Annotated in this window: 11 protein-coding genes; 4 read left to right on the top strand and 7 right to left on the bottom strand. The window is 52.4% G+C overall.

Annotated features, from left to right (window positions below):
* Positions 1-235 precede the first annotated feature (235 nt).
* Positions 236-1,510 (bottom strand): IdeS/Mac family cysteine endopeptidase, encoded by a 1,275-nt coding sequence (locus TREBR_RS10860; RefSeq protein ID WP_013759225.1) that lies wholly within the window; start codon positions 1,508-1,510, stop codon positions 236-238.
* Between the two features lie 282 nt (positions 1,511-1,792).
* Between TREBR_RS10860 and rho the strand changes: the two genes are divergently transcribed.
* Positions 1,793-3,526: a transcription termination factor Rho gene (gene rho / locus TREBR_RS10855; protein WP_013759224.1), complete on the top strand. Its 1,734-nt coding sequence runs from the start codon at positions 1,793-1,795 to the stop codon at positions 3,524-3,526.
* A 118-nt stretch (positions 3,527-3,644) separates the two neighbouring features.
* On the top strand, positions 3,645-3,851 hold the full coding sequence (gene rpmE / locus TREBR_RS10850) for a 50S ribosomal protein L31 (protein WP_013759223.1): 207 nt from the start codon (positions 3,645-3,647) through the stop codon (positions 3,849-3,851).
* Between the two features lie 75 nt (positions 3,852-3,926).
* Here the strand turns inward: rpmE and TREBR_RS10845 are convergent, their stop codons facing one another.
* From TREBR_RS10845 to TREBR_RS10820, 6 genes are all read right to left on the bottom strand, one after another.
* Positions 3,927-4,790: a glycoside hydrolase family 191 protein gene (locus TREBR_RS10845; RefSeq protein ID WP_013759222.1), complete on the bottom strand. Its 864-nt coding sequence runs from the start codon at positions 4,788-4,790 to the stop codon at positions 3,927-3,929.
* A 13-nt stretch (positions 4,791-4,803) separates the two neighbouring features.
* The gene (locus TREBR_RS10840) at positions 4,804-5,016 is read right to left on the bottom strand and encodes a (2Fe-2S)-binding protein (RefSeq protein WP_013759221.1); all 213 of its coding nucleotides are present in this window, start codon (positions 5,014-5,016) and stop codon (positions 4,804-4,806) included.
* 150 nt (positions 5,017-5,166) lie between these two features.
* Positions 5,167-6,993 (bottom strand): phosphoenolpyruvate carboxykinase (GTP), encoded by a 1,827-nt coding sequence (locus TREBR_RS10835; protein WP_013759220.1) that lies wholly within the window; start codon positions 6,991-6,993, stop codon positions 5,167-5,169.
* Between the two features lie 214 nt (positions 6,994-7,207).
* Positions 7,208-7,600 (bottom strand): hypothetical protein, encoded by a 393-nt coding sequence (locus tag TREBR_RS10830; protein ID WP_013759219.1) that lies wholly within the window; start codon positions 7,598-7,600, stop codon positions 7,208-7,210.
* 53 nt (positions 7,601-7,653) lie between these two features.
* A complete protein-coding gene (locus TREBR_RS10825) occupies positions 7,654-8,958 on the bottom strand; it encodes an extracellular solute-binding protein (protein WP_013759218.1) in 1,305 nt (434 codons plus the stop codon).
* Positions 8,939-10,249 (bottom strand): aminotransferase class I/II-fold pyridoxal phosphate-dependent enzyme, encoded by a 1,311-nt coding sequence (locus TREBR_RS10820; protein ID WP_013759217.1) that lies wholly within the window; start codon positions 10,247-10,249, stop codon positions 8,939-8,941. The genes TREBR_RS10825 and TREBR_RS10820 overlap by 20 nt, the downstream gene beginning before the upstream one ends.
* A 112-nt stretch (positions 10,250-10,361) precedes the next feature.
* Here TREBR_RS10820 and TREBR_RS10815 point away from each other — a divergent pair, with 112 nt between their 5' ends.
* Together TREBR_RS10815 and TREBR_RS10810 are read left to right on the top strand one after the other, a co-directional pair.
* The gene (locus TREBR_RS10815; protein ID WP_013759216.1) at positions 10,362-11,414 is read left to right on the top strand and encodes an AAA family ATPase; all 1,053 of its coding nucleotides are present in this window, start codon (positions 10,362-10,364) and stop codon (positions 11,412-11,414) included.
* 1 nt (position 11,415) lies between these two features.
* Positions 11,416-12,318: a DUF58 domain-containing protein gene (locus TREBR_RS10810; RefSeq protein ID WP_013759215.1), complete on the top strand. Its 903-nt coding sequence runs from the start codon at positions 11,416-11,418 to the stop codon at positions 12,316-12,318.

Here is a 12,318-nt window from a genome sequence, read left to right as displayed (position 1 = left end):
CCGATTATCGGCGAACAGTCAAGAGTGCCGCGAGTGAGCGTTTTTCGGAGCGGCGTCCTTTGCAACCCGGCTTTCCGGGACTTACCCTCACGGCCGGTAAAAAAGAACCGGAACTTTCGTTCCGGTTCTTTTTTACGCTCCGCTCCCTCCAAGCCGGGCTAGCCTTTTTTTGTAAAGCGCCGCCTTGTTCGCTGCTTCCGTGCCGGCAAAGACCGTAAACGGCGAATCACTCGGCTCAGGCGCCGTCGGGATGAGATTTCAATATGGTCAGTTCCTCAATTCTGTTCGTCGTTGTCCAGCCGGCTCCCAAGTTGGTAAAATAAATGTTACCTCCTCGGTAATAGAGGCCGTAGGGTATGAGTTTGGAACCTCTGAACGGCTCGTCTTTGTTTCCGTGGTTTGAATCGCCGATCCAAATCTCGACGATTTTTCCGTTATCGTCGACACTGTAGCCGAATACATTGATGATATGCCTGCCGCTGTTTTTTATGGCGTAACTCAAGGCTACGGAATGCCCCGCATCTATGTAGCCTTTGAGTTTCGCCTCAAAATCGGCGGGAGAAACGAATTCCGAATAGATGAGCCTTGTGGACGAGCTGTTGCCGTTGTCGTACGCGCCCGGCAGATAGGTGTCAAAAAACCAGTACAGAACTTCCCGTACGTCGCCTCCGCTCGCGTGATTGAGCTTGTCACTGTCCCGTATTTTAGCCAGCAAAGTGCTGTAGGTGGAGTTGCCGTCCGGTATCTCGTATTTTATCTCCTCGTATATTTTTTTCGATATCTCTTCACCCATTCCGTTTATAGTGTCGCGATTGACGTCGATCCACCAGTGAATCATGTTTGCGGCAACCACTCCGTAGCAGAGACTTGCATCGCTCTTGAATCCGGAATTTATAAATGAATCGGCTCCGTGAGTGTAGGCCAGTTTCATGGTATTGTACCAATTCGTGGCGGGCGGGTTCTCCGGCCACGATTTATATCCGTCTACCGTTTTGATGGCACCGGCAGCAGGTTCCCTGATTCCTTTCAGCCACTTGGTCTCTTTGATTTTGTAGTTTTTGTCCACGGGGGCTATTTCCGGTTTACTGCCCGGATTGACATCCGGTTTTACGATGGGAGTGTTTTCTTCCTGCGGGGAGACGGGTTTTGCCGGTTCAGGTTCCGTTGCCTTGACGATCTCGACTTCAATTTTGTAGGGTTTGTTTTCATAATAGAAGAATATCGTATGGGAGCCGGTCGTTTCTCCGTTGGGGACAATCATGTTGTCGTTTATGCTGAAAATCTTGTTTCCGCTATTATCGATGAAAAGTCCCTTTACGGGGAATTCGTATTTTTCATTGGTAGCGAGTGTAATTTTCTCGGGAAAAATATTTTTCGGTGGTTTTGATGGCTGCGGAACCTGCGGCTCCGTGATCTCGTTTTGCTTTTCTTTGTGGTCCACCAAGCTCCTGGTATCTTCCAAACTACAGGATGTAACCACAAGCAACAAAAACAGGGATATCAATTTCATCAGTATCTCCTATCTTTTGTCAATGCGATTGACAATATGTTATATTTTGGAATTTTTCTTGATACAAACCGTAGACAAGGAAAAAATTCGTAACAAGAATACAAGATTTTTCCGATTTGGTCTATAGGGCGAACTGCTGCATATCGGCAAAAAATATCGTGCGTAATACTTGACAGGTAGGTGCCGTTTCTGGTAGAATCAATTACTAAGTCATTTTGAATTCGTTTTAATAAATTCTATGCCTATTTCATTTTAATAAACCATAAACATGGAGATATTTTAATGGCACCGATTCAAAGACGGCGGTTTGTCGATACGTCAGAAAATCAGCCGCAAGAAGGGCAACCTGTTCAGGCGCAGCTCGAATTGGGCGTTGCAAACGCTGAAACACCTTCTTTCGCAGAAAATCCCGCCGAATCAGAAAGTAATACTTTAACAAATCAGGATAGTTGCACCGCCGAGCCGGCTCGAACGGTTCGTCCTGAAACGGAAAACGTTTCGGAGCAGCAATCAGCCCCAAAAGAACGCGTGGTGGTTCGCAGAACCGCCCGCCGTGTTCCGGTAAACCGCAGCGGCGCAAACCGGAATAATCAGGATCAGGAATATAATCCCCGCGGCCGGCCGCGCAGCGGCGGTCGGAACACGGCGTACGCCGACCGGAACGCCGGTCCCGCGTATGAAAATCAGGGTGACGCCGCCGCCTTGCAAAACACTGCGGAAGATGCCGCCGCAAACGATTCAAAGCCCCGTCTTTCCATAAACGAACTGACGAGTATGGGTATGCACGGACTGCGTGAATTGGCCGGTCAGTACGGCATTCCGCACGACGACCTTGCACCGATGAAAAAACAGGAATTGATTTTCGTCATCCTGAAAGCCCATACGGAACACGGCGGAATCATTTTTGCAAGCGGCGCGCTCGAAATCCTCCCCGACGGTTACGGTTTTCTGCGTTCGCCGCAGAACAGCTACCTTCCGGGACCGGACGACATCTACATTTCACCCAGTCAAATCCGCCTGTTCAATCTGAAAACCGGCGACACCATTTACGGTCAGATTCGTTCTCCCAAAGAAGGCGAACGCTTTTTCGCGCTGCTCCGCATTGAAACGGTCAACTTCGACGATACCCGCGTGGCGCAGACCCGCATACCGTTTGAAAACCTGACGCCGTTGTATCCGAATGAAAAACTGCATTTGGAAACGACGACGGGTGAAGTTTCCACCCGCATAATGGATCTGTTCTGCCCGATCGGCAAAGGGCAGCGCGCGCTGATCGTGGCGCCGCCGAAAGCCGGTAAAACCATTTTGATGCAGAAGATTGCGAACGCGATCACGGCGAATCATCCCGAAGTGTATCTGATCGTTTTGCTGATCGATGAACGCCCCGAAGAAGTTACCGAAATGGAACGCTCGATACACGCGGAAGTCATTTCTTCCACGTTCGACGAGCAGGCGACCCGGCACGTGCAGGTTGCCGAAATGGTGCTTGAAAAGGCGAAGCGCCTCGTGGAACATAAACGCGACGTCGTGATCTTTCTCGATTCCATCACGCGTCTTGCGCGTGCGTACAATCAGACCGTTCCAACGTCCGGCAAAGTATTGTCCGGCGGTGTCGACTCCAACGCGCTGCATAAGCCCAAACGGTTTTTCGGTGCGGCGCGCAACGTTGAGGAAGGCGGCAGTCTGACGATCATTTCGACCGCGCTGATCGAAACCGGCAGCCGTATGGACGAGGTTATCTTTGAAGAATTCAAGGGAACCGGCAATATGGAAATCAATCTCGACCGCAAGCTCGCCGACCGCCGGCTGTTCCCGGCAATCAATATCAAGAAATCCGGTACGCGCAAAGAAGAACTGCTGCTTACCGAAGAAGAATTGCAGAAAGTGTGGGTGCTGCGCAAAGTCATAAATCCGATGGACGATGCGGAAATTATAGAATTGCTGCTTGACAGAATGAAGAAAACAAAGAATAATGAAGCGTTCCTGAAATCAATGAATACGCTCGGCGGAGCGTAACGGTTGCTCAAGAACGGATATGGAACTTGACGTTTTGTGGATGCAGAAGATCGCTTCCGCTTTTATGCGGGTGCGTCCCTGTTTTCGGGCAAGACGAATCGAATAGTTGGAGGAAATGATGAAAGAAGGTATTCATCCTACGTACGAAATGACGAAAATCACCTGTGCCTGCGGCAATGTGATTGAAACGCGGTCAACGGTAAAAAATATTAACGTTGAAATTTGTTCCGCTTGCCACCCGTTTTTTACCGGTAAGCAGAAATTGGTCGACACTGCCGGTCGTATCGAACGCTTTAACAAGCGCTTTAATATCAAGCAGGACTAAATCCGCGTACGATCCCGCCGTCAGGCGGGTTTCCGTATGAGAAAACCTCCGTACCGTTCGGTAGCGGAGGTTTTTTTATTCGGCCTGCGGCGGCGCACCGTTCAGCTGTACGGACGGCGACACGTAATACGCGAACCCGTTGCGTATGCAGAACTCGGCTATGCGCTCCGCCGTTCGGGCGTCCGTTCCGTATTCGGTCAGATAGACGGCAAGTCCCGCGCGTTTACAGCGCAGCAAATAGTCCGTATAATAATCGATAGCGTCGGTTTTTGCAGTACCGAACGTTCCCTTTTTGAAGTTGATCGTCGTAAACACCGTTTCCTGATTCACTCCGTCGACAAGTCCCGCCAGTTCTCCCGTATCGAGCGCGTGCCTCACGAACGTGTCGGCGCCGTTCAGTATCACGGGCAGCCCGAATCTTTTCAGTTCAGCGAGTATCTGCAGCAGTCCGGCGTAAATTCGCGGTTCCCGATATTCGTGCCATACGTCCGCGTTGTCAAGAAAAAAGCCGTCTATGCCTTTTTCGACAAGATTTTGCGCAAGCGTTTCGGTTACGAAATTCTGCCACGCCGGATTAGAAACGTCTATCCACCGTTCTTCCGGCCAGTTACGGTACGGGCCGAGTGTAATTTTTTTGAAATCGGCGTAATAGCTGCGAAATTTTTCGATCGAACCGATGTTCAAATACGAATACACCGTTCGGGCCGAACGGTGTAAATCCGCAATCTGTTCCGCAGAAAAAAGCGCTGCGTCGACGACGATCGTTTCATATCCGGCCGCCGCGCCGGCGTTTTCCGGTTCCAAGCCGATGAACACGCCGTACGAAGCCCGATCGGCGTCTGCCGTTAGTACTGCGTCTGTCGTTTGGGCGCTTGCCGTTTGCGCTAATGCTGCGGCCGCGAACGCGGCGGCAGCGAACGCGGCGAGTGCCGCGCTCAACAGTATTCCGCCTTTATGCGGACATGATTTCCGATATCGTTTTTTCAATTTCTTTCTGACATTTTCCGCAGCCCGTCGAACAATGGGTCTGCTTTTGCACTTCCGCGAACGCCCGTTCAACGTCGCTGAATTTTTTGCTGTTGTGCAGTACGCGTTCTATATCGACGTACGAAACTTTTTTGCAGTGACATATTTCCCTGTTTTCACCGTTTGCAAGTTCATCCATACTATAAAAACCTCCTTGGTTTCATTTCCATATATTACTACCGTTACGGATTTTTTTCAAATTTTATTTAAAAAGAAAAGAACTCCGCAGCGCCCGATATCGGGAGTTACGGAGTTCCGTATCCTTACCGCAAATTACGGCTCGGCACGTTTACATTTTTTTCAGATTCGCTTCCAATTTGTCCAATTCGGCAGACAGTTCTTTAGGCAGGTGTTTTCCGAATTTGGGGTAGTGGTTTTCGCGGATGTCCTTGATTTCTTTCAGCCAGCCTTCCTTGTCCACGGAGGTGATGGCTTTCATCGCGTCGGCGGAAACGTCAAGGCCGGTCGTGTTGATCGCGCCGTCTTTCGGCATATAGCCGATAGCGGTTTCAACGAAGTTGTCCTTGTTGTCGCAGCGGTCGAAAATCCACGCCAAAACGCGGCTGTTGTCGCCGTATCCGGGCCACATGAAGTTGCCGTCGGCGTCCTTGCGGAACCAGTTGACGTAGAAAATTTTGGGCAGTTTGTCCGCCGTCGTTTTCTTGCCCAGATTGATCCAGTGCTGGAAGTAGTCGCCCATGTTGTATCCGCAGAACGGGAGCATCGCGAACGGGTCGCGGCGAACCTGACCGACCTGATCGGAGATGACGGCTGCCGTTACTTCGGAACCGACGATCGAACCGAGGAACACACCGTGGTTCCAGTCGCGGCTCTGGTGCACCAGAGGAATCGTAGACGGGCGGCGTCCGCCGAACAGGAACGCGCTGATCGGCACACCTTTGGGATCTTCCCATTCGGAAGCGATGCAGGGGCACTGATGCGCCGGAGCGGTAAAGCGGGCGTTCGGGTGAGCGATTTCTTCACCTTTGGGGCTCTTGTCTTTTGCGGGCGCCGGTTTTTTGTTTCCGTGCCAGTCGACCAGTTCGCCCTTAGCCGGGTAACCGATTCCTTCCCACCAGATATCTCCGTCTTCGGTCAAACCGCAGTTTGTGAAGATGGTGTTTTCTTTGATCGATTCCATGGCGTTTTTGTTGGAATCGTTGCTCGTTCCCGGCGCGACGCCGAAGAATCCGTTTTCGGGGTTGATGGCGTACAGACGGCCGTCGTCACCGAATTTCATCCAGGCGATATCGTCGCCGATCGTTTCGACTTTCCAGCCGGGGATGGTCGGAATAAGCATGGCGAGGTTCGTTTTACCGCACGCAGAGGGGAATGCGCCGGTAACGTATTTGACTTCACCGCTGGGGCTTGTCAGCTTCAGGATGAGCATGTGTTCGGCAAGCCAGCCTTCGTCGCGCGCCAGTACGGACGCGATGCGGAGCGCAAAACATTTTTTTCCCAGCAGGGCGTTTCCGCCGTAACCCGAACCGTACGACCAAATGGTGCGTTCTTCGGGGAAGTGGGAAATGTATTTGTGTTCCATATCGGCGCACGGCCAGTCGCCGTTGTCGCTTTCACCCTTCGCGAGGGGTTTTCCGACCGAGTGCAGGCAGGGAACGAATTCACCGTTCGTACCCAATACGTCGAGAACGGCCGTTCCCACGCGGGTCATGATGTCCATATTGCAGACAACGTACGCGGAGTCGGTGATTTCGATACCGTTTTTGGCGATTTTGGAACCGACGGGACCCATCGAGAACGGAATGACGTACATCGTGCGGCCGTGCATGCAGCCCTTGTACAATCCTTTCATCGTCGCTTTCAGTTCGTTCGGATCGATCCAGTGATTCGTGGGACCGGCGTTTTCTTCTTTCGTGCTTGCAATATAAGTACGTCCTTCAACACGGGCAACGTCTGACGGCTGTGAGCGGAACAGAACGCTGTTGGGGCGTTTTTTCAAAGGAGTGGCAAGGCCGGACTTGATCATCTCCTGCATCAGTTTGTCGTATTCAGCTTTTGATCCGTCGCATACGTATACGTTGTCGGGTTCGCACATTTTTGCGACTTCTTCCACCCACGCTTTGATTTTGGGGTGTTTGATGTCATTAATTGTCATAATAACTCCTTATCGTTTACCGGTATTGTCCGGAGAACTTCCTGACTGTATATATGAAAAATATACCTTTTTTTACGGTTTTATTCAACAGCGGAACATCTGAAAAGGAGTAATAAGAGAAAAATTTATTGATTGACGCAATTGTGCATGAAAACTGCCGGTCGGCGGCGCCGTGTGCCTTTGAATCGCGCCCGCACGGCGGCAGCGGAGACGTTTACACCGAAAGGCTGAACAGCGCGCCCGGCTGCACGGAGACACCCGCCGGTGCGAACGGATTGGCTTCGGCCGTTTTTATTGCCGTCTGAATTTGATTCTGATAGTTTTTGATGAGCGTATCTACTTGATCGCCGGTAAGCGTGTCCGGCTTCGCTCCCTGATCGGGCTTTTTTTTCAGGGAAACGAGCTGGTCGATAAGCGTGTTCAGTATCTGTATTTTAGTGATGTTGACGCCGCTCTGATTCTGTTTTGCCGCGACGCCCGAAATATGTTCCAGTTGGGAATATACGACGAGACCCGGCTGTACCGGAATTTGCAGCTTGCTGCTTCCTGTGTTGCCGAGAATTGCATTGTACGAATAAGCGTTGAACGCGCCGATATTGGAAATCATAACCGATACCCTCATTTAAAGTATCGGCTCCAAACGCTACGGGTTTAGCAGTTTTAGTAATACTGCTTAGACCATTCGGAAATCAGCGCGTCCATCGATTTGGGCGGCGTTTCGTTTTTGGTGTCGGAAGCGTCTTCCAGCCACGGCACGACGACCCGCTCCTTGAGACTTTTCCAGCGCGGCGGCAGCGGATTCGGCGGCGTCAGATATTCGGCGGCCGGCATGTTGTCGAGCAGCGTTCGGTAATACAGCGGAAACACCCGTTCGTTGACGCTTTTTATTGAAGAAAAACCGCCGGCTATGCCGAACGTCGTCGTGTTCAGATTCATCTCCGCCGTCCGGTCGAGCAGCAGTTTCTGCGTCGGCTCTTTCAGCAGCCACGAAATGAACGCTTCCGCTCCGTCGGGGTTGCGCGCTTTTTTATACAATCCCAAGTAAATAAGCGAATCTTCAACCGGAATCCGATAATTTTCATGTATCCAGCGGAAATCTATTTCCTGCAGCCGTTCCGCCGGAATGGTGAACAGTTCGTCGCTGGTTACGTAGGCGAACAGGCAGCTTCCCGCGGTAACCTGTTTGTATTCGGGAGTATACAGATATTTAAACTCGAAGTCCCGTTCTTCCGCCGTCGACCCGTTCGCTGCGGTCGTCCAGTTTTTCAGATAATTCATGGTTTCCGCCAGTTTCAATTCGTTCCATGAAAACAATTCGTTTTTTTCCCGGAAACCGCATTGTTTTATTTTGGCGGCGAGATAGAGAAAATCGGGATTCCAGCGCGGCGCAAATCCCATCGACGTGTAAATACCCGATTTGTTTTTTGCGTTGAACGCCGCCGCTTTGTCGCGGATTTGGTCCAGCGACAGAATATAATTTTCATCGACGTATTTCCGGTTTCCGTTGGCAAAGATTACCGCCGGCAGATTGAAACTGAGCGGAAAAAGGTACTGTTTGTCGTTGACGTTGCCCGAATTGAGCAGCTGCGGATAAAACGTCGCCTGATTGACACGCTGTTCGCTGAACATATAATCGAGCGGTCTGAAGTTTTTTCGAACTTTTTCGTTTTTAAGCCACGGGCCCACGACGATGTCGGGACTCGGTTCGTCTTTTGCCGGCGGGATCGATTCGACCGGAGCGTCTTTGTAGACGATAAAAACTTTGGTTTCGTTCTGGACCGAATTGAACAGTTCGGCGTATGAAACCAATTCCTGCCGGTTCGTCCACACGATAACGGGATCCGCCTTTCCCACAGTGCAGGAAACGCAGCCGAAAGCGGCGGCAAAAGCGAGTGTGAACGCCGCGGCAGCACGCTGCCGGGCGCTTCTTTTGGTACGTGTAAAATCAGGAGTGAGCCAATTCATCTGCTGTAGTGTACACAGCCTCGTAAACCTCGTCAATAAGCCGTTCGTCGATACTGGAGAACGCGATGCGGAAGGTTTTATCGTCGATAGCGATGCCGCCGATTCCTTTTTCATGCAGCAGTTTCTGCCGCAGCTGTTCCGCGTCAATTCCGTTGCAGCGCAGACTCATAAAGTAGCCGGAGTTGAACGGCATGGGCTGCAGCACCGGATGGGTTCTTTTGCCTTCAAGGAACGTGCGGACTTTGCGGTACCGTCTTTCAAGCATGTCGCGGAATTCTTTTTTTTCAGCTTCAAGCGAAGCTTCCTTGAACGCGCGCAGCATGATCGACTGCGGCGGCGTCGAACAGCACGACACCGAAGAACGGATGTCTCCCATCAGTTTTTTTACCAGTGCGTCGTAGTGCGCGTCCGTCAAACCTTTGCCCGCGAACGTCAAAAATCCGCAGCGGAAACCCCAGACGAAATCTTCTTTGGTGGGGCCGTCTATTTTTGCCGCGAACACGTTTTCATGCATATCGGCAAGGCGGGCGAACAGGGACTGCGCTTCGATGTCCGATTCGTAATTCAGCCCGAAATACGCATCGTCGCACCACACCATGACGGTGCAGCCTTTTTCCGCAGTTTCTTTAATAATAGAACAGATTTCGTCGGCTTCCGATTTCGTCGGCGAATATCCGGACGGATTCTGCGGAAAATTAAGCAGTATGCGTAACTTTCCCGACGCGGCGTTCGTTTCGACCGCTTTTTTGAATTCGGCGCAATTGAATCTGCCGTCCAGACCGGCCTCGGTAAACATGTTGAACTGTACGAACCGGGCTTTACGGCGCGATTCGGCTATCAGCACGTAATTGTCCCACGACGGATCGCCCGACAGCAGAACGTCCCCTTCGGAGAGGAACAGATCGCACAAATAGGAAATTCCCGCAGTCAGTCCGGGAACCACTACCGGCAGCGAGAAATTTTTTCCCGTGAGCGCCGGATTTTTCCGTATGATTTTTTCTTTCCACAATTGGCGAAGTTCCGGGTTTCCCGCAGTGGGTGCGTACGCGACCAATTCGGCTGAAGACAAATCGGGAACCTGTTTGTGAATGCAGGGAAGAATGACCGGTTTGCCGTCTTTTACCGTCATGCCTATGGTTCCGTTCGCTTTTTTACCGAACTGTTTCGCCTCCGCGCTTTGTGCAATAATTCCCTTGGGAAAATACATACGCTGACCGAAGTCGGAAAGCAGCGCGCCGGGCGCGGTCGAGGTAAGAATATCGTTTAATTCTTGTGCTAAAAAGTGTAACATGATAGAGTATATTATTGTGAAAGCGTTATTTTGTGTCAATCTGTATAAACATACATTTTGATGAAAATTTCTGCAAATTCATACATATTTTAGAATATGAGGATACGGGTATATGGCGTTGATGAAGGAAATAGATGCGGCCGATTTCGAGCAGTGCAGACAGCTGCTGCAGGATTGCCGTGATGAAGCGGCAAAACGGGTCGTCGGGCAGCAGGCGGTTATAGACGGTATTTTGACTGCGTTGGTCGCCGGCGGACACGTTTTGCTTGAGGGTGTTCCCGGTCTAGCCAAGACTCTGGCGGTGAAGACGTTTTCGGATCTTTCGGGACTCGATTTCAAGCGGATCCAGTTTACCCCCGATCTGCTTCCGGCGGACGTTGCCGGAACGCTGATTTACGAACAGGGCAGCGGAACGTTTTCGGTGCGCAAGGGACCGGTGTTTTCAAATCTGGTGCTTGCCGATGAAATAAACCGTGCGCCGGCGAAGGTTCAGTCGGCGCTGCTTGAAGCGATGGCCGAAAAACAGGTTACGATCGGCGAACGGACGTATAAACTGCCCGATCCGTTTTTCGTGCTTGCCACGCAGAATCCCATCGAGCAGGAAGGAACGTACAGTTTGCCCGAAGCGGAACTCGACCGTTTCCTGTTAAAATTGCAGGTTTCCTATCCTTCTGCGGCGGAAGAAGTGAACATCGTGCGCGGCGGCGGGAATCCGGAAACCGTACCGGTCAAAAAAGTTTTTTCCGCGGAAAAACTCGGAAATTGCCGTAAACTGCTTGAAGCGGTTTCATGCGATGATAAAATAATAGAATATATCGTTTCGATCGTGTCGGTTACGCGTCCGGCGCCGGTGAAAAACGCGCCGTCCGCCGCGCTCAAACTCGGCGGCGCGCGGAACATTGCTGCGGGAGCCGCCCGTGCTCAAGACGACATTCACCGGTACATTTCGTTCGGTGCGTCTCCGCGCGCGAGCATCGCGCTGTGCCGCTGCGCCAAAGCCGCGGCACTTTTTGCCGGCCGGTCGTTCGTGCTGCCTGAAGATGTCAAAGCGGCCGCTCCGGCAGTGCTGCGGCACCGGCTGGTGCTTTCGTACGAAGCGGCGGCGGACGGCGTGTACGCCGACGACCTGATCGCTAAAATTCTTGCCCTGATGCCGGTTCCGTAATATGGACGATTCCGTTTTCGACAGCCGCTCGCTTATCCGCCGCGCCGGAAAACTGCGGCTTGCTTCAAAGACGTTCGCGGACAGCATGAAATCCGGTTCGTTCCGGTCCGTGTACCGCGGACAAGGTGTCGAATTCAGCGGCGTGCGCGAATATCTGCGCGGCGACGACGTGCGTGCGATCGACTGGAACGTTACCGCCCGGATGGGAAAGCCGTTCGTCAAATTGTTTGAAGAAGAGCGTGAACTCGTATTGTTTCTGATCGTCGACGCGTCGGCTTCCATGCTGACCGGTTCCGGCGATTCGAGCCGGATTCGGACTGCCTGCGAAGCGTGCGCGCTCGCGGCGTTCGCGGCGGAGCAGACCGGAAGCCCGGTGGGCGCCGTCCTGTTCGACGGCGATATCAGATTTTCGTGCGAACCGAAATCAGGCCGCGATCAGGTTATGCTCGTTTTGTCCGCTTTTGACGATGCGCTGGCCTCTGGGCCGTCCGACGCGGCGGCCGGTTCCGCGTTGGATAAAGCGCTTAAAGGTGCCGCGCGGCTTCTGAAAAAACGTTCGCTCGTACTGGTGGTGTCCGATTTCAGGGTGGCCGGCTATGAAAAACCGCTCGCCGTTTTGAGTGCGAAGCACGACGTCGTCGCCGTTCGCATAACGGATCCGCTCGACACGGATATTCCCGAGATGGGCTGCGTTCCGTTTCAGGATCCGGAAAGCGCCGCCGTCGTGCAGCTTCCGACGACGTTTACGGCGTTCCGCCGCGCGTGGCGCGAAGACGGACGGGCCAGAGTGGAGCGCTGGCAGACTGCGTGCGTGCGGCGCGGCGCCGTCCCGCTGGTCATGTCGACCGCCGAAGATCCAGCGCAGAGTCTCGTCCGCTTTTTCGCCGTACGGGAGGGCCGCTGA

It is taken from the genome of Treponema brennaborense DSM 12168 (assembly GCF_000212415.1).
Taxonomy (GTDB): Bacteria; Spirochaetota; Spirochaetia; order Treponematales; family Treponemataceae; genus Treponema_F; species Treponema_F brennaborense.
Note: the sequence above shows the minus strand (reverse complement) of the source record. Positions and strands in the feature narration are given on the sequence as shown.